At 50.9% G+C, this 15,663-nt stretch carries 21 protein-coding genes; 16 read left to right on the forward strand and 5 right to left on the reverse strand.

Annotation, left to right across the window (positions count from 1 at the left end):
- The first annotated feature begins 109 nt into the window (after window positions 1–109).
- From V1587_RS21825 to V1587_RS21850, 6 genes are all read left to right on the forward strand, one after another.
- Window positions 110–3,229 (forward strand): hypothetical protein, encoded by a 3,120-nt coding sequence (locus tag V1587_RS21825; RefSeq protein WP_012477567.1) that lies wholly within the window; start codon window positions 110–112, stop codon window positions 3,227–3,229.
- Window positions 3,230–3,788: 559 nt separating this feature from the next.
- Window positions 3,789–4,103: a hypothetical protein gene (locus V1587_RS21830; RefSeq protein WP_022650042.1), complete on the forward strand. Its 315-nt coding sequence runs from the start codon at window positions 3,789–3,791 to the stop codon at window positions 4,101–4,103.
- Between the two features lie 46 nt (window positions 4,104–4,149).
- Complete coding sequence (locus tag V1587_RS21835) at window positions 4,150–4,479, forward strand: hypothetical protein (RefSeq protein WP_022650041.1); 330 nt, start codon at window positions 4,150–4,152, stop codon at window positions 4,477–4,479.
- A gap of 30 nt (window positions 4,480–4,509) precedes the next feature.
- Complete coding sequence (locus V1587_RS21840; RefSeq protein WP_022650040.1) at window positions 4,510–5,175, forward strand: hypothetical protein; 666 nt, start codon at window positions 4,510–4,512, stop codon at window positions 5,173–5,175.
- Between the two features lie 25 nt (window positions 5,176–5,200).
- A complete protein-coding gene (locus V1587_RS21845) occupies window positions 5,201–5,533 on the forward strand; it encodes a hypothetical protein (RefSeq protein ID WP_032623564.1) in 333 nt (110 codons plus the stop codon).
- The gene (locus tag V1587_RS21850) at window positions 5,530–6,309 is read left to right on the forward strand and encodes a site-specific integrase (protein WP_022650038.1); all 780 of its coding nucleotides are present in this window, start codon (window positions 5,530–5,532) and stop codon (window positions 6,307–6,309) included. Before V1587_RS21845 ends, V1587_RS21850 begins: the two co-directional genes overlap by 4 nt.
- Window positions 6,310–6,407: 98 nt before the next feature.
- Here V1587_RS21850 and V1587_RS21855 read toward each other — a convergent pair whose 3' ends face one another.
- The gene (locus tag V1587_RS21855; protein ID WP_022650037.1) at window positions 6,408–6,686 is read right to left on the reverse strand and encodes a hypothetical protein; all 279 of its coding nucleotides are present in this window, start codon (window positions 6,684–6,686) and stop codon (window positions 6,408–6,410) included.
- The gene (locus V1587_RS21860; RefSeq protein WP_022650036.1) at window positions 6,686–7,324 is read right to left on the reverse strand and encodes an AAA family ATPase; all 639 of its coding nucleotides are present in this window, start codon (window positions 7,322–7,324) and stop codon (window positions 6,686–6,688) included. The genes V1587_RS21855 and V1587_RS21860 overlap by 1 nt, the downstream gene beginning before the upstream one ends.
- A gap of 236 nt (window positions 7,325–7,560) precedes the next feature.
- On the opposite strand from V1587_RS21860, the gene parM reads away from it, so the two are divergent.
- Window positions 7,561–8,532 carry a plasmid segregation protein ParM domain-containing protein gene (parM, locus tag V1587_RS21865; protein ID WP_022650035.1) on the forward strand — a complete coding sequence of 324 codons (972 nt, stop codon included), beginning with the start codon at window positions 7,561–7,563 and terminating at the stop codon, window positions 8,530–8,532.
- 4 nt (window positions 8,533–8,536) lie between these two features.
- On the forward strand, window positions 8,537–8,926 hold the full coding sequence (locus V1587_RS21870) for a plasmid partitioning/stability family protein (protein WP_022650034.1): 390 nt from the start codon (window positions 8,537–8,539) through the stop codon (window positions 8,924–8,926).
- A 3-nt stretch (window positions 8,927–8,929) separates the two neighbouring features.
- Here V1587_RS21870 and V1587_RS21875 read toward each other — a convergent pair whose 3' ends face one another.
- Both V1587_RS21875 and umuD read right to left on the reverse strand, forming a co-directional pair.
- Window positions 8,930–10,201, reverse strand: a complete 1,272-nt coding sequence (locus tag V1587_RS21875) for a Y-family DNA polymerase (protein WP_022650033.1) — start codon at window positions 10,199–10,201, stop codon at window positions 8,930–8,932.
- The gene (gene umuD, locus V1587_RS21880) at window positions 10,201–10,629 is read right to left on the reverse strand and encodes a translesion error-prone DNA polymerase V autoproteolytic subunit (protein ID WP_022650032.1); all 429 of its coding nucleotides are present in this window, start codon (window positions 10,627–10,629) and stop codon (window positions 10,201–10,203) included. Before umuD ends, V1587_RS21875 begins: the two co-directional genes overlap by 1 nt.
- Before the next feature lie 365 nt (window positions 10,630–10,994).
- On the opposite strand from umuD, the gene V1587_RS21885 reads away from it, so the two are divergent.
- The 5 genes from V1587_RS21885 to V1587_RS21905 all read left to right on the forward strand — a co-directional run bounded on the left by V1587_RS21885 (window position 10,995) and on the right by V1587_RS21905 (window position 14,389).
- Entirely contained in the window at window positions 10,995–11,462 is a 468-nt protein-coding gene (locus tag V1587_RS21885) for a hypothetical protein (RefSeq protein WP_022650031.1), read from the forward strand.
- Window positions 11,463–11,858: 396 nt separating this feature from the next.
- Entirely contained in the window at window positions 11,859–12,551 is a 693-nt protein-coding gene (locus V1587_RS21890; protein WP_022650030.1) for a DNA methylase, read from the forward strand.
- Window positions 12,548–12,769: a hypothetical protein gene (locus V1587_RS21895; protein ID WP_022650029.1), complete on the forward strand. Its 222-nt coding sequence runs from the start codon at window positions 12,548–12,550 to the stop codon at window positions 12,767–12,769. The genes V1587_RS21890 and V1587_RS21895 overlap by 4 nt, the downstream gene beginning before the upstream one ends.
- Before the next feature lie 55 nt (window positions 12,770–12,824).
- Window positions 12,825–13,247, forward strand: a complete 423-nt coding sequence (locus V1587_RS21900; protein WP_395263695.1) for a DUF1380 family protein — start codon at window positions 12,825–12,827, stop codon at window positions 13,245–13,247.
- 362 nt (window positions 13,248–13,609) lie between these two features.
- The gene (locus V1587_RS21905) at window positions 13,610–14,389 is read left to right on the forward strand and encodes a hypothetical protein (protein ID WP_022650027.1); all 780 of its coding nucleotides are present in this window, start codon (window positions 13,610–13,612) and stop codon (window positions 14,387–14,389) included.
- Between the two features lie 152 nt (window positions 14,390–14,541).
- Here the strand turns inward: V1587_RS21905 and V1587_RS21910 are convergent, their stop codons facing one another.
- Complete coding sequence (locus tag V1587_RS21910) at window positions 14,542–14,787, reverse strand: hypothetical protein (RefSeq protein ID WP_032623563.1); 246 nt, start codon at window positions 14,785–14,787, stop codon at window positions 14,542–14,544.
- Here V1587_RS21910 and V1587_RS21915 point away from each other — a divergent pair.
- The 3 genes from V1587_RS21915 to V1587_RS21925 are packed head-to-tail and all read left to right on the forward strand — an operon-like array spanning window position 14,780 to window position 15,662.
- A complete protein-coding gene (locus V1587_RS21915) occupies window positions 14,780–15,280 on the forward strand; it encodes an antirestriction protein ArdA (protein ID WP_022650026.1) in 501 nt (166 codons plus the stop codon). The genes V1587_RS21910 and V1587_RS21915 overlap by 8 nt on opposite strands.
- A gap of 42 nt (window positions 15,281–15,322) precedes the next feature.
- The gene (locus tag V1587_RS21920; RefSeq protein WP_022650025.1) at window positions 15,323–15,514 is read left to right on the forward strand and encodes a hypothetical protein; all 192 of its coding nucleotides are present in this window, start codon (window positions 15,323–15,325) and stop codon (window positions 15,512–15,514) included.
- On the forward strand, window positions 15,498–15,662 hold the full coding sequence (locus V1587_RS21925) for a hypothetical protein (RefSeq protein WP_154590114.1): 165 nt from the start codon (window positions 15,498–15,500) through the stop codon (window positions 15,660–15,662). The genes V1587_RS21920 and V1587_RS21925 overlap by 17 nt, the downstream gene beginning before the upstream one ends.
- Window position 15,663: the final 1 nt, after the last annotated feature.

A 15,663-nucleotide genomic window follows, 5' to 3' on the forward strand; every position in this document is an offset into this window, starting at 1 on the left:
ACAGGGAGACGAACTTTGCACGAAGGGCATCGGGTGACATTTTCCAGAGAAAAAAAGGTCACTACCGCTTATTATTCATAAAATTTCTTATGGAACACGCAGAATATCTATGTTTGGAAAACTTCTAAAAAGTCTCTCATGGCAGGTGAGAGCTGAACTCCGACGGAGCCTGAAGTCGAACCGGGATTACAAAAAACTACGCTGGAACCCGGTGGAGAGAATACTTGTTTCCTGCTCCACCCATTACGTCCGGGCTATGCTAATTCTATGGTCCGCAGCCTTCGGGGCTGTTGGCGTGGTCGAATATTTTCGCCCTGTATTGCAACCTTTCGCTGTGCAGCATTTTAAGGGCATTACCAAGCTTTCAGACTGGATGTCTAATTTACTGGGTAGCCAGTTGACTATAATCGGTATTGTTTTTCCGCTGGTTGTGGGGCTTATAAGTGTTTTGTTTCAAAAGAAATCAGCAAGGATCCATATTCAGTCCGCGTATCAACTTCATTCCGGATATATGTTTGCGGGCCTGAGTGGTCTTTTACTGGCTGCATTTATCGTGTTGGGCGGTATGACGTTATCTATAGGTGACGGATATCTTAATACTTCTTTCGCCGTAACAGCTTTTGTGTGGATGCTTTTCAATATTACTCTGTCTATCTGGTTCTTCGTCTCGAGTCTGAATGTCCTGGATGAGAGCAAGCGCGATCGACTAATGAATAAGTTTTTTTTGTCTCAGATAGTGGATGACTATATTCAAAAAGCATATATTCTTGCTTGGCTCCGATATCCGGGGGTAAATATAGGTGAGGATTACCTCGGTAATATTAAAATACTGCCTTACTCAATCTCAGAGAAAGACGACATGCTTCATGTCAAATCTAATATCAGTAAAGGTGATGTTGTTATAGATATTTATATAAGGCCACTTTTATTTCTGCTAAGAAGGCTAGAGGCGGTAGATGGGCAGGATGCGGAAATTATCATTTTGCCCTCCTTTGGTGTTCGTTCTGGTGAACTAACTTTATTGTCATCGAGAAATGTCAAGCCTGTTTCAGGATTGTGGCGGTGGTTATTTAGCCGTTGTATTGTAACAGGGCGCCCTAAGAACAAAAGGGATCTGGATGATATTACTTTTGATTTCTTTGGTGAGGCTTACGATGCGCTTAACGATAAAAATATTAGCGTCTTCAGAACAGGGATTGAACGATTAACAGATACCTATACCTCTATCAAAAGAAGTTATAACTACGGGGTTGATAAAAATTATCTGGATGAAGTAAAAGAATCAGGTTTTAGCCATACTTTCAGCGATTCATTCCATTATGAATTGAGAAAGTTTTTTCGTGAATCCGTAAAATCAACGGAATATTCAGGCGAATATTTCCGTGAATCGATGGCCATTCCATTGCATGTGTACAGAAAAACACAGAGCACTCATTTTACCGATTTCAGACAATTTTTACTCTCGCTTTTCAGAGTATGGCATGTGTTAAACGAGTGGAAAGCAGGACAGGGTGTCACCCTCTCGGCCAGCCAGGAGCAAACTCATCAAGAACTTGTACGCCATTTTATTGGCCTGTGGGAGGGCTGGAGTATGAGCTCGATCATTGGCAAACCAGGGAGCGAAGATTCTACTGGGCGCCTGATGTATCATCTGCATAACACCGCCAGGCTGCTTATTCCGTCAGTGGTTGCAGATAATGCTTCTTCCGTACGATATGCTCACGACGTTCTCTGTCTCTGGTTTAACCAGAGCCGGTTTCCACGGCACTGGGAGGAAGAGTACCACTGGCACAGTTTCTTCCTGACTCCGGATTATCTGTCTCTGGATGAAACAGACTCGCAGTGGGCAATGTTACTCAGGGGGCGTCCATATAAAAAAGATGCGGCCTTATCCATTATGTTTGCAAATGCCTTGTCTGATTTACGCCTGTTAATGGCAGGTTATCTCATTGCGCATTTTGAACCCCAAGAAAAGATAGATTTAGCTGATCTTGTTAACCATATCATTACGTCTGAATTATATGAAGAAAGAGACACTCATGATACGCTGACACCTGCGTTCAGACGTTCTGTCGATATCATTGATATGATACTGAGAATTGAGCACTGTAATCTTCATGCGAATACAAACTGGTACAGCGGGCTATCAGAAACCATTGAGGTTATGAACTCATATAATGAAAGGCCTTACATTCCGGGGCGTACGTATACAGGAGTACATGAGGATTTAGGGAGCCTCTACGGAGCATTTTCCTTGCTGGCTATAAAGCTCGCCAGACCTGCTGAGCAGGTTACGCAGCGTGCTAATGACGCCCTTGCGGGAGGGTTGTTTTCCTATTTCAGTAAAGTGAGAATAATTTCTGTTCTTGAACGGCTGAAACGTGATCCTTCAGTCCCTTATGAAGGCTATATCATTTCAGACGCGGATTATGCAACGAACGTGGTTTTCTTTAATGACGTTCTGGATAAATACATTGAGGTCTTCAGTCGCAGCAAAGTGGCAGATATCGTTGCTGCCGAAGTAGATCTTGAACGTCTCAGGAATACCGACACTCGTCTGACAAAAGAACTTCCTGGGGTATTGTCTGAAGATACTCTGCTTAACTACTTCACTTTTTCTCAAAATTCAGAATGCGATCGCAACTGGCTGGTGAGATACATTCCTGTGAGTGTTCCCAAAGATTATGTTGCCAGAGAACTTAATAGTAATTTCTACGGAGATTTTCCGTCTGTATCAGATGTTAGGACAAATATTTACCACAGACTGCATAATTTACTGTGGCAATCACAGGCTAAATTAACGATGAAGGTCAAAAACCTCGAAACACTGTTAATGAAAGTCGCGCAACGGTCCGCCGATCAGCAGTATTACATACTGGTGAGCTATGGTTCCCGCTTTAGCGAAGAACTGAGGGAACTGGTTTATCAGCCGGAAAGGCATGACGCGTTTAGCATACAGGTTGATGTTTCAGCCAGAGGTAGCCGCACTCTGCCCTTCAGGATCAATAACTGTCTTATTTACCTTGTCCTCAATTCCGAACAGGAATTTTCGGTTATGGTCAGCGCGGAATCCTTCGGTGAACTCAGGCTGTTCAGGTACCCGGATGGAACCCTTTTTAACACCTTCTACAGCAGTAGTGACAATCCACTTGAAGGCGTGATGACAACGCTCTGGGAAATGGAGATGGAAATCACTGGTCCACTGGTGGCCCGGTTTGAACATCGCTGAGCAAAATTAAGGTGACCCCGGATGGGGTCGCTGTTAAATTGCTTTGTTGTTAATAATTAATTCAAATTGCGATACTTATAGCAATAATCTACTCATAACAACAATTCACTGTTTTTTGTGCTTATTCTGCAATAATCGTTCTCTTCCACTCCTGAGATCCGAAAAAAGGTTGTTCCGGATCTTACGGAAACGCCCCGGCGCGCAGCGGCACGAAAATACAAGATATGCCACTCCGTCAGCTGCTTTTTCTTCTATATATTGTGTTATCTCCCCTCACCTGTACCCGATAAGAAGGGGCCGAAAAGAGCGCTTCGCTTATTCTCTGACCGTGTTACACTTCCGGTAAGTTGCGGATAGCCAGAAAATCGGATCTGACCGGAACGGCCATCCGGTAATTTAATGGAGTGGTTATATGGCTGCTTATTATTATTCTGGTGATATTCACGACAGGAAAAATAAGCAGGGGAATATTCAGGTGAGTGACTGCACAGGTGATTATCCTTCGCGTCATCATTACTCTGAGTGACTATTGAACCAGATACTATTTTTGAGGCGAGGTATGGGGAAACCAACATTTAGATCATTTTACGATGTGGTCCGGGAGCTTGAGGATGTATATGGCCATCAAGAGCTGTGGCTTTACTCTGGCCTTAATGAGGACTGCCCAGTCGAGACAGCCCGCCGGCGTCAGGAATGGCGATCTCCAAAAATTCTCAAACGAAACGGCAGAATGGTGGCAGAACAATCAGGCCAGCCTGATTTCTGGGTGCTCACCGGTGATTACCATCTGCCGCAGTATGAACACAGCTGTCCGCCGTGGAAAGCCTGCCTCATCGATAAGATTTTTAAAACGAATGGTTTACTGTTCTGGTGATGGCTTCACAAGGCTTGCAGGCGGAATTCTCAGTTAAGGAAGGATTATGTGTGATTTATGCAGGGCGGACGGGAATTACTTCCATACGCCGGAATGCGTGTATGACCAGCTGGTCAGCGAGTACCCCGTGATGTGGCTGCGGGACTCGACCCGGATCGGCGCCTGCTACACCCTCCGCGAACTGCTGTCGCCGGAAGGGATGGTGCTGGCCATACAGAACGCACCTCCCGTGACGGGATGGCGGCTGCGCATGCGGTATAACGAGGCCATAGATGAAGAGATCGACCCGCAGCGCGGGGACTGTACCGAGCTGGCCTCCAGGGCTGACGCCCTGCTGGCCTTTGAGCCGTTCCGTGAAGACGCTGCGTCAGTATGACCGGCGGGATTTTTCAGTAAGGGAGCAAATATGGCTGACTGGTTTATCGCGACCGAAGGCGTGAAGGTGGTGAAGGACAGCGCCAGCCTGTGGCCGCAGATCATTACGGCGGTTTCATCTGCAGGTGCTGCATTCGGTGGTGTGTGGTACGGGCAGCGGCTGATAACCCAGCGGGAGAAGGAAGCAGCAGCGACAAAGCGAGAATCTGAGCTTTATTTTATTTCCACTCAGCTGGTATTTCGCCTCGAACGATTTGCCCAGGGATGCGCGGAGGTGGTTAATGATGAAGGGTTTGAAGATGATAAAGGGTACACACGTACTGGTATTAGCGCTGAGCCATTCTCAACAGAGGATATTGACGGTGACTGGCGGGTACTACCCAGCAGGATTCTTTACCGTATTCGTGAACTGTCAGTGCTGATCCCAGAAGCCAGCCGTTATATCAGTATTGTCAGTGACTATGATAATCCTCCCGACTGGCAGATGACCTTTAAAGAACGCCGTTATCAGTATTCACGTCTGGGTCTGCGTGCCATGATACTGGCCAGGCGACTGAGGCGACTTAATGCCATGCCTTCATCACACCTTGATAATAACAGCCCCTGGTCAGTACAGAACGTCTTATGGGCTGAGTGGCGAAAACAACGAAAGTCCAGAGCACGACAAGCTCGTGAGGTTCCTGACTATGATTTGTAAGGAAATTAGGGTGATACCAAGATATATGAACGGACCATGCGCAAACGAAGCCGCCAATGACATTATTTCCCTGCTGAAACTGTGTCAGCAATTGCAGTCTGAAAAGGACGGCAGGGAACGTCCTGCGCCCGGGACATATTCCCGCGATGAGGATGCGTTTGCCGATCGTATCCGTACAGCGTGCGGACATGCCCAGCAGCTGCGCCGGCTGCTGCCGGTGATGACGACGCTGAGCGCCATCGGCGCCGGGATGGAACGCCGGGGTGAAATCAGTCTGCTCCCGGGCGAAGATTACGCGCAGAAAGCACTGGCACGACTTACAGAGCAATACCTGTCCGGCAGGGACAACAAGCAATGATGCCGGCAATACCCGGCCAGGGTGTCTCATTTTCGGCCGCGCAGCTGCCGGTGGCCATCGACTACCCTGCCGCACTGGCCCTGCGCCAGATGGCCCTCGTTCAGGACGAACTGCCGAAATATCTGCTGGCGCCGGAAGTGAGCGCCCTGCTCCACTATGTGCCTGATCTGCACCGCAAGATGCTGCTGGCCACCCTCTGGAACACCGGCGCCCGTATTAACGAGGCGCTGGCGCTGACCCGGAGTGATTTTTCCCTGGTGCCACCCTACCCTTTCGTGCAGCTGGCCACACTCAAACAAAGGACTGAAAAAGCCGCCAGAACGGCAGGCCGGGCACCCGCCGGCAGTCAGGCTCACCGGCTGGTACCGCTTTCCGATGCGAGCTATGTCAGCCAGCTGGAAATGATGGTGGCCACGCTGAAAATACCTCTTGAACGACGTAACAAGCGAAGCGGCAGAACCGAGAAGGCGCGCATCTGGGAAATTACCGACCGGACGGTCCGCACCTGGCTCAGCGAAGCGGTTGAAGCAGCAGCGGCTGACGGGGTGACGTTCTCCGTGCCGGTGACACCGCACACATTCCGCCACAGCTATGCCATGCACATGCTGTATGCCGGTATTCCTCTCAAGGTGCTTCAGAGTTTAATGGGGCATAAGAGCATCAGCTCGACGGAGGTGTACACGAAAGTGTTTGCGCTGGATGTGGCGGCGCGTCACCGCGTGCAGTTCCAGATGCCGGAGACTGAAGCTGTGTCATTACTTAAAGGAACCATTTAACTTCTCTGTAAGCTATGAGGACCTGCATGATATTGGAAAGGCCGCTAATGCGGCCTAAGTCATACTTCACACATCATACTTATGATGTAATATCGTTCTTACTCGCCAGTTTTCTGAAAGTAAAGTTCAAGGGCTTCTCTGACTATTGCACTGACGTTTTTAGGATCTTTCCCGTTACGCTTGTTCCGCAGTGCTATATCTTCGACCTTCACTAACATAGACTCCCCTAATGAGATTGTCGTGCGGCACTGTTTTTCAGGTTCCGGTTTTTCTGGTGCTCCGTAGGGTTTATCGGCAAGGCGCTGCGCGAGGGCTTCAGCTTGTTCTGCTGTGACACCTGTTCTGCTTGTCGCTTGCTGGCTCGGCTTTTTAACCATTATGCGAATACCTCTTTCATTAGCTGCATAATTTCTGCTTTAGCCGCTTCATTATTCGTTTCTACGACACCCGTTCCATTGCTCATGCAATCTCGATAGACCTTGCGGAAACAGATTACTGTTTGCAGCGTTTCAATAGTTGGAAACTCTTCAAGGTATTCCAGAAACTCCTTCCGCTCATTTCCTCTTAGCACTGGGTTTGTTGTGGCCATGCTTTGTAAGCAATAGACCTTCAGTTCAGGGTTGAGATCACGCATAGCTTCAATCTGCTGAGCAAGTTCCGTCAATGTATCAAGGTCGGGCTGTGAGCATTGTAATGGTGCAATGATCTGATGTGCGACTACTCCACTAGTAATGAACTCTCTTGAGTTTCTGCCTGCCACATCCACGATTACATGATCATACTTTTCGTCTAATGCTCGAAGGGTTTGTGTCAGATTATCGAATTTTTCGATGAGCGTGAAAGTTGGCTCTATCCCCGATGCTTCACGCTCAGCATGGTGCTTAGCGGCCGTCCGTTGTAAGTCTCCATTTAACAGGCATACGTCTTGGCCCTCATGGGCTAGAGCTATTGCTAAGTTTGATGCCGTTGTAGTTTTACCTGAACCGCCTTTGTTTCCACCTACGACAGTAATCATTTCTGCCTCATAAATATGATGTGTGAAGTATGATTTATTTTGTCACATACGTAGTTATAGTCAACAACTGTAATCAAAAATATGAAGTATGAAGTGTGAGATATGATTTATTTTTTAATAAATCATAAATATTACTTGTGTTTTAATATTTCATACTTATGATTTAATACTCAATCTGAGTGCTTAGGCACTTAAGTTCAATCATTTTTCTCAATTTGAGTATTAAGGGGTTCAGGATGAAAGTGTATTGTGATGATGGTTCTACAACTGTAAAACTTGCATGGCTCCACAATAAGAAACTTTATAAGTCATTGTCATCTAACTCTTTTCGTCAGGGTTGGAAGGTGGAAGGTATGGGCGTACGTCAGACCTTCAACTATGAGCTTGAAGGTAAAAAATACACCTATGACGAAGTCAGCAATGAATCCATTCTTACTACTCATATTGAGTATCAATATACCGATGTAAACGTTCTGGCGGTTCACCATGCACTTCTGAACAGCGGGCTGAAACCTCAGCCTGTCTCACTGACTGTTACTTTGCCTATCAGTGAGTTCTACACAAGGGATTGTCAGAAGAATGAGCTGAATATTCAGAGGAAAATCGACAACCTGATGCGTCCAGTCAAGTTGAACAAAGGCGAGGTGTTTACCATCGAGCACGTCGAAGTCATGCCAGAATCCTTGCCTGCCGTATTTGAACGTCTGGTGAAAGACAATGTAGGGCAGTTCGAAAAGTCTCTGGTGATTGACCTCGGAGGTACAACTCTCGACGTTGGCGTTATCGTTGGCCAGTTCGACTCTGTCAGCGCGATACACGGAAATTCTGATATCGGCGTATCGCTGGTAACGAACGCTGCACTCACGGCGTTAAAAATGGCTTCCAGCAACACGAGTGCTATGGTCGCCGATGAACTTATCAAACAGCGTACAAACGCTGACTTCGTCCGGCAGGTTATCAACGACGAAAGCAAGACGGCACTGGTGTTGGATACCATCGATAGCGCGATCGCTACACTGGGTGCCCAGGTTGTCGATGACTTGGCTGGGTTTAGGGACGTTAACCGCGTTTATATTGTTGGTGGCGGTGCGCCACTGATCGAGGATGCTGTTAAAGCAGCATGGCAACATCTGGGCTCGAAGGTTGTCATGATGGATTCACCGCAAACATCACTCGTAGAAGCCATCGCTGCATTTAAAGGGGAATAGGACTGTGAGCGAGGAACGGAAGAAGTTTACTGTTTATCTTCATCCGGACCAGGTGGCGGACAATGTGTCTTTAGACATTATTGATTCTGTCCCACGGAACGATAGAGGAGATTTATATAGGAGAGCGCTTATTTCCGGCTTAGCACTTCACCACCTCGACCCGCGGCTTCCTGGCTTACTTGCGCTGTTGTTGGATAAGAGTTTCACGGCGGATAGCCTGGTAGGTTTAATCAGTCAGACAACGGGATGGAAGCCATCCCAGGCCAATATCCGTGATGTGCTTGCAGAACTGGGCGCAGGAAATTTTGATTCTGCAATCAAGCCTGAAATTGCTGAAGATGATGAGCAGCGTCGACTGGAAGAGGCCCGGGTCAAAATGAAAGGCCTCTTCTGATACTCAAATTGAGGCTTTGGGGATATCGGACCACCTGGTCGTGTATGCCGGAGAAAGCATCTCTCTTTTCATTTGCCATTCTGGTGCAATTCCGCGGCCAGCAAACCATACCCTCCCGAGCCCTGAATGGTTTATGCCATCCAGGGCTTTCATAAGCTCCTCGCTTCGTTCCTGCGGCTTAACGTCATCGAAAAGATTTAACTGTGCTACTCCCGTAGGGGTGAAGTCATTCAGCATTACGCCAGCCTTTGCATATCTATGCCCGTCGATCCAGATACGATCCAGGGCCTTTACTGAGGCGTTAATGATGTCCCGGGTGTCACGGGTAGGCACAAGAAGTTTTTCACTGGCCACGTTGCTGTAATACGCTTCGTTGACTGCGAAAGGGGAGGTTTTGATAAAGACCGATATGTGCCGGCAGAACTGATGCTCTCCCCGCAGTTTTTCAGCCGCGCGTTCGGCATACTGGCAGATAGCCTGCCGCAACGCTTCGTAAGTGGTGATGCGCTCCCCGAATGATCGGCTGCAGACAATCTGCTGCTTCGCGGGCGGTACATCTTCAAGAGATATACAGGCCTCACCGTTCAGCTCGCGTACGGTTCGCTCCAGCACTACGGTAAAGTTTTTGCGTACAAAGGCAGGATTCATGCGCGCCAGCTGTAGCGCAGTCGTCACGCCGTATGTATTCAGCTTTTTGCCTATGCGGCGACCAACCCCCCAGATTTCCTCTACTGGCTGCAGTGAGAGCAGTTTCTCCGTCCTACGAAGATTGTCAGTAGTCAGGGCCAGCACGCCCCCAAATTGCGGCCACTCTTTTGAAGCCCATTGCGCTGATTTTGCTAAAGTTTTTGTTGGCCCCATCCCAACGCCAATTGTCAGTCCGGTTCCTCTTAGGACGTGCTCGCGCAGCTGCCGGCCGAAATCTTCAAAGTCGGTACAGCCATCGATGCCGCGAATGTCCAGGAACATCTCGTCGATGCTGTACTGCTCTACGCGGGGCGCCAGTTCTTCCAGATGTGCCATGACCCGGTTGCTCAGACTCGCGTAAAGCTCATAATTGCTGGAAAACGTAAGCACTTTCTCCGGGAACTGCATTGTCTTCAGCTGGAACCAGGGAATCCCCATTTTGATCCCAAGCTGTTTCGCTTCCTTCGATCTGGCTATTACACAACCATCATTATTGCTAAGAACGACCACCGGTTTATCACGTAAGTCAGGACGAAAGACCTTCTCACAACTCGCATAGAAGCTGTTCACATCTGCCAGGGCGAACATCAGTCATGTCCCCGGGTTTTATGTACAAAGGCAGTTACGACACCGAAAATTTGTAGCTGCTCAGGTTCTGGCCATAGAGTAGGGTAGGCTGGATTCATTGCCTGTAACCCTGGTCTCGGTTTCAACAATAATCTCTTAACAGTAAATTCACCTTCAATCTCAGCTATAACGATATCGCCGTGGTGTGCATTTTCGGCTTTATCAACAATCATCAGATCGCCAGAATGTAGCCCAATATCAGTCATGGAATTACCAATAGCTCGCACAAAATATGTCGAACTGGGTCGGGATATACAGTAATCGTTGAGGTCAAGTTCGGCTTCGACATAGTCCTGCGCCGGGGACGGGAACCCCGCCGGGCATCCCTCGCTATAAAGAGGGATTGGGATAATTTCCGGCTCGCAATCGACACGCAATAATTCAAACATAGGCACCTCCGAACTGTATTTATATACAGTATTATTACTTTATTGAGTGTACTTTCAAGTTTTTGCTTTGCCCATTTTTTAACTCTATGTTGCCTAAAGAAGTTCCCCGCCGTGCCTTTACTTTAGCCCGATCGCTTCAGATGCAAGGGTTCGCTCCGCCGCCATCCTCGCCCGGTCGCAGATTTTTACGCCTGATGCCATTCTTCCCGTCGTTCTCCCGCTCAATATTCGCGGGAGAACCGTCCAGAACGTCATCGCTGTTTATCTGCGCTGCGGCCTCCGGTGTCGCCCCTGCATCTTCCGCTCGAAGTCGGGCTGTCGTGTCGGCACGGTGCAACTGGGTGCCGGATGCTTAGGACACAGCCATGTTCAGACTGACCTGTATTGAACTCAACAACGGCGAGTTTGCCGTGTATATCAACAACCATTATCTGTGGAGTGAGGATGCCTGCGGAGAACGACTTTACCTGGGGGAGGTGCTGGAGCAGCTTTCCCTGATGCCGGGTGTGGAAACCGGCACTATTCAAGAGGCAGTTCCGGAGGACGAAGAGTGGAACTGGAATGACATTGCCGATCGTGTGCTGCCGTCGCTATCTGCCTGCCGCGAGGGAGTAACCGTGGCAGATCACATCGCACGGCTACAGCAGTATCCGCAGGATGCGCTGTGTATGGGAACGTTCTGGCTGGCTGATGACTTTATGTCCCTCAATGACAGCCTGACAGAGGGGGAGATTGCTGAAGCCATGCGTGTCTGTTACCACAGCCATGATGCCTGCATCGGTTTTAACTGGGACACATTGCAGTTCGCTATCGACCACGTAAAGGGGGGCTAACGGAAAAAAGGACGCCACCGACCGGAGGCGTCCCAAAACATACCAGGCTTATGATCCTACAAAGTGGTGTACTGACACGCACTTATGGTCATTCTGTCATACACGGGAGGCTACTTCAGCTACCAGAATCAGTACCAAAGGATGTCGGTGCCCTCCGCCTTTCTGCCGCCAGCCGGCGGCGTGTTCAACGCCGTGCCTTCACGCTAACCCGGCCGCTGCGGTCGCAAGGGTTCACGTTGTCTCCGTCCTCACCCGTTCGCACCTTTCACGGTGCATTCAGCCCGTGAAAGGCTTGCGCTGCGGCTTGCGGCGTCGCCCCTGCGCCCTCCGCTCAGAGCCGGGTTTTTGTGGCGGCACGGCGCAACAGGGTGCCGCATATCAGAGAGGAGTGTGTCTATGTCCCGTTATATCCTGGGTGACTGCGTGCAGGTGATGTCCCGTTTTCCGGCACGTGCCGTTGATTTTATTCTTACCGATCCCCCGTATCTGGTTGGCTTTAAGGACCGTACCGGTCGCACTCTGGCCGGGGACAATTCGTCGGAATGGCTTCAGCCAGCGTGCCACGAAATGTACCGCGTACTCAAAAACGACAGTCTGATGGTGAGCTTTTACGCATGGAACCGCGCAGATCTGTTTCTCAATGCGTGGAAATCGGCCGGGTTCCGCGTTGTTGGCCATATCGTTTTTGCGAAGAGTTATGCCTCCAAATCAACGTTCGTGGGCTACACCCATGAGAACGCTTACCTGCTCGCGAAGGGGCGACCGCAAACCCCGGACCGCCCCATCCCGGACGTGATCCCCTGGAAATACACGGGCAACAGACACCATCCGACGGAGAAGCCGGTGCAGAGCCTGCGGCCACTGATTGAATCGCTCACGCGTCCGGGGGCCATTGTCCTTGACCCGTTCGCCGGTAGCGGCTCCACCTGCGTGGCCGCCGCCGAAGCCAGCCGCCGCTATATCGGGATCGAGATGCTTGAGCAGTACCACGCCGCCGGCGTTCGCCGTCTGGCACAGGTTGAACGGGCGAGAAGGATGCCGGCGGCCAATGACGGTACGTTTTACCCTGATTATCCGGAGGCGGCATGAACTACCCGGGCCTTGAATCCCTGCGCGCGGACGTGGCCGAGCTCAGCAATGCCATGTGTGACGTGCGGATGCTGCTGAACCGCCTCGAATCTCAGCACCGGCACGACGCGGCAACGCTGGCTGAACGTATGGCCGCCCAGACCCTGCGCCGGATCAACACCCTGCTTCTGGAAGCCTACCGCGAAGCCCTGGTGCTGGACGAAACCTTTCAGGGCTGACTGACCCTGCCGGGCTGATGCCCGGCCTGTAACCACTTACGAAAGAGATAAAAAAATGTACGGAACCCGCAAAGAACTTTGTGTACAGCTTGAAACCATGTTCACGTCTGACGAACCCCTGGTCCTGCTGGTCTGGACGGAAGAGGGGATTAGCGTGGCCTGCCGTGAAACCCAGCCAGAACCGGACGAGGCTGAAATCCGGGCGGTGATGAAGGCGCTTGGTGAAATGAAAATGACGCAATACCGCCAGGAGGGGGTAAATAATCTGACTGTCAGCGATCTCCTGACCCATCAGCGGGAAGCGGCAAACCGTCAGGTGAGTGTACCCGCAGCTTTACTTGCACGCGTCCTGCGCGACTATGAGTGTGAGCTGGAGCATCGCGCCGGAATGGCCTGGGAGGCCGGGCGGCCTGAATCCGATTCCGTAAAGGAAGCAAGGAATGACGTCTACGCACTGAAAGACGCGCTGGTAGCCTGAGAACGGCCGGGGGAGCGTCCCCGGCAACCGGTGACAATTCACAGCGAAAGAGGATGTCGTTAACTCCGCTTTTTATGCCGCGCTGGCGCGGCGGATGTGAGCGCCGTGCCTTCACTTTAGCCCGAACGCTGCAAATGCAAGGGTTCGCTCCGCCGCCATCCTCGCCCGGTCGCAGTGATTTAATGCTTCATGCCGTTCTTCCCGTCGTTCTCCCGCTCAATATTCGCGGGAGAACCGTCCAGACCGTCATCGCTGTTTATCTGCGCTGCGGCCTCCGGTGTCGCCCCTGCATTTTCCGCTCGATGTCGGGCTGTCGTGTCGGCACGGCGAAGACGTCGCCGCATTCAGAAGAGGAGAATATCATGACCATTGCTTACCGCTTTATGCACCGTCATACCCGAAACACGCTCGTAGCCCGCGGCTGGCCAGCCAACATGGATATCGATACAAGCCTGAATTACTCCAGAGGAGAAGGCGTTGCGTTCTATGGCCAGCTCGATGCTTTACAGTTGCAGCGTCTGTTACCTGAGATTGCACTGCGTGGTTTGATGTCCGATCAGGCAATGAAGGTGCTGCTGTCATTACTGGCAGGAAGTGAACTGATTGTCCGCCTTTATCGTAATTCGCTGGGGCATCGTAAGGCTCATGCCGGAACCATTTCGCTTGAATATGATAATTGCCCTGAGGCTATGTCCACGAAACATATCCTCTGTCTGCTGAAAGCCCTGCGTGACGAGATTAACCACGTCTGTAGCTGCGTGGCATCCGCCGGATACCGCCTGATGGAAGCCTTGCGCCCCGCCGCTGAACCGCTGGTATTTACCCGCCGAACCCGTAATTTCCTCCTGACAGTAACGGAAGTGGAGCAGGTGCAGGATGATGCGCAGTGGGATAATGAGACGCTCGACGCGCGTCTTAAAGCGGTACTCGACGGGAAGGAAACCTTTCGCCGTCTGCAAATCCGTCTGGAATGCAATGGCCGTACAGTCGGGCAGACCCACGTGCCTTATGCCCTTCGTCACCCTGACAGCCCATCCCGCGACTGGTTTGACAGACACTGGCTGCGGGATGTGGTCAGCAGCGCACGAACCGAGATTGACGCGATGATGAAATCCTTCTCCGGCATCCGGATTGCCGCCTGATTTTGGGCGGGGCAATGCGCCCCGCCTTATTGCGAAAAGGATGTCGCACGCTCCGCTTTACCGGCGCCCCCTCCACGATGTTACGGGGACGCAGGTGAAAACGTCCGTGCGGTCTGCGGCTAACGCCGTGCCTTCACTTTAGCCCGATCGCTTCAGATGCAAGGGTTCGCTCCGCCGCCATCCTCGCCCGGTCGCAGATTTTTACGCCTGATGCCGTTCTTCCCGTCGTTCTCCCGCTCAATATTCGCGGGAGAACCGTCCAGACCGTCATCGCTGTTTATCTGCGCTGCGGCCTCCGGTGTCGCCCCTGCATCTTCCGCTCGAAGTCGGGCTGTCGTGTCGGCACGGCGTAAGCCGGAACTCAGACGACACAGACACTGGAGGAGTTTTATGAACACTACCACCCCGGCGATTTATGTAGGTACATACCACAAATACAACTGCGGTAGCCTCTACGGTAAATGGTTTGACCTCACCGACTTTGATGATAAAGCAGAGTTTCTGGAAGCCTGCAACGAGCTGCACGCCAATGAATCCGACCCGGAACTCATGTTCCAGGACTGGGAAGGGATCCCGTCAGCATTTGCATCCGAATCTTCCGTTGACTGGAATTTCATTGAAGCCTACAAGCGCGCAGTAGAAGACGGTATGGATGCTGCATTTATTGCCTGGGTGGAATACTCCGGAGAGTGTGATTATGACGCCTTCGAGGATGCTTATTGCGGAGAAGCTGAGAGCGAAGAGGACTACGCCTGGACTATGGCAGAAGAGTGCGGCCTTCTCAATGACATTCCGGAATCGCTGCGTTGCTATTTCGATATGGGAGCCTGGGCGCGGGATTTGTTCCTGGATGGTCTGGTATTTCTGGATGGCTACGTGTTCAACGGTTGATGTCAGAGGCGGGGCAGGGCCCCGCCACAAAGGAGAATAAAAATGAAACTTGATCCACAGACCCGTGACATCCTGCGTCAGTACAAAAATATTATTAACGCCCGTCGACGTGAAAATGGTCAACGGGAATTAAGAACGGAGCAGGTGATCGACGAAATATGCTATTACATGACCTGCCAGCGTGCGGTGTATATCGGCGGTCATTTCATTTTGCAGGGTGGAAAAGGTAACTGATAACCTGGCAGGCGGTATCATCCGCCTGTTAGCCCGCGCGAAAAACCCTGGCAGGCTTTGCCTGCCGGCGGTTGTTACCGCGCCTGCGGCGCAGTTACAAACCGCCCCGGCAGAAAAAGTCAGCAACGATCTCGTTGCAGGCGCGTGAA

Origin of the sequence: Enterobacter sp. ECC-249 (assembly GCF_043965265.1) — a bacterium.
Taxonomy (GTDB): domain Bacteria; phylum Pseudomonadota; class Gammaproteobacteria; order Enterobacterales; family Enterobacteriaceae; genus Enterobacter; species Enterobacter quasiroggenkampii.

Bases quoted from the DNA above. Each gene is read 5' to 3' on its own strand.
- V1587_RS21905 (WP_022650027.1), top strand. From the start codon at position 13,610: ATGACCATTGCTTACCGCTTTATGCACCGTCATACCCGAAACACGCTC.
- V1587_RS21885 (WP_022650031.1), top strand. From the start codon at position 10,995: ATGTTCAGACTGACCTGTATTGAACTCAACAACGGCGAGTTTGCCGTG.
- V1587_RS21920 (WP_022650025.1), top strand. From the start codon at position 15,323: ATGAAACTTGATCCACAGACCCGTGACATCCTGCGTCAGTACAAAAAT.
- V1587_RS21915 (WP_022650026.1), top strand. From the start codon at position 14,780: ATGAACACTACCACCCCGGCGATTTATGTAGGTACATACCACAAATAC.
- V1587_RS21900 (WP_395263695.1), top strand. From the start codon at position 12,825: ATGTACGGAACCCGCAAAGAACTTTGTGTACAGCTTGAAACCATGTTC.
- parM (WP_022650035.1), top strand. From the start codon at position 7,561: ATGAAAGTGTATTGTGATGATGGTTCTACAACTGTAAAACTTGCATGG.
- V1587_RS21830 (WP_022650042.1), top strand. From the start codon at position 3,789: ATGGGGAAACCAACATTTAGATCATTTTACGATGTGGTCCGGGAGCTT.
- V1587_RS21895 (WP_022650029.1), top strand. From the start codon at position 12,548: ATGAACTACCCGGGCCTTGAATCCCTGCGCGCGGACGTGGCCGAGCTC.
- V1587_RS21850 (WP_022650038.1), top strand. From the start codon at position 5,530: ATGATGCCGGCAATACCCGGCCAGGGTGTCTCATTTTCGGCCGCGCAG.
- umuD (WP_022650032.1), bottom strand. From the start codon at position 10,629: ATGTTTGAATTATTGCGTGTCGATTGCGAGCCGGAAATTATCCCAATC.
- V1587_RS21845 (WP_032623564.1), top strand. From the start codon at position 5,201: ATGAACGGACCATGCGCAAACGAAGCCGCCAATGACATTATTTCCCTG.
- V1587_RS21860 (WP_022650036.1), bottom strand. From the start codon at position 7,324: ATGATTACTGTCGTAGGTGGAAACAAAGGCGGTTCAGGTAAAACTACA.
- V1587_RS21855 (WP_022650037.1), bottom strand. From the start codon at position 6,686: ATGGTTAAAAAGCCGAGCCAGCAAGCGACAAGCAGAACAGGTGTCACA.
- V1587_RS21875 (WP_022650033.1), bottom strand. From the start codon at position 10,201: ATGTTCGCCCTGGCAGATGTGAACAGCTTCTATGCGAGTTGTGAGAAG.
- V1587_RS21890 (WP_022650030.1), top strand. From the start codon at position 11,859: ATGTCCCGTTATATCCTGGGTGACTGCGTGCAGGTGATGTCCCGTTTT.
- V1587_RS21825 (WP_012477567.1), top strand. From the start codon at position 110: ATGTTTGGAAAACTTCTAAAAAGTCTCTCATGGCAGGTGAGAGCTGAA.
- V1587_RS21835 (WP_022650041.1), top strand. From the start codon at position 4,150: ATGTGTGATTTATGCAGGGCGGACGGGAATTACTTCCATACGCCGGAA.
- V1587_RS21840 (WP_022650040.1), top strand. From the start codon at position 4,510: ATGGCTGACTGGTTTATCGCGACCGAAGGCGTGAAGGTGGTGAAGGAC.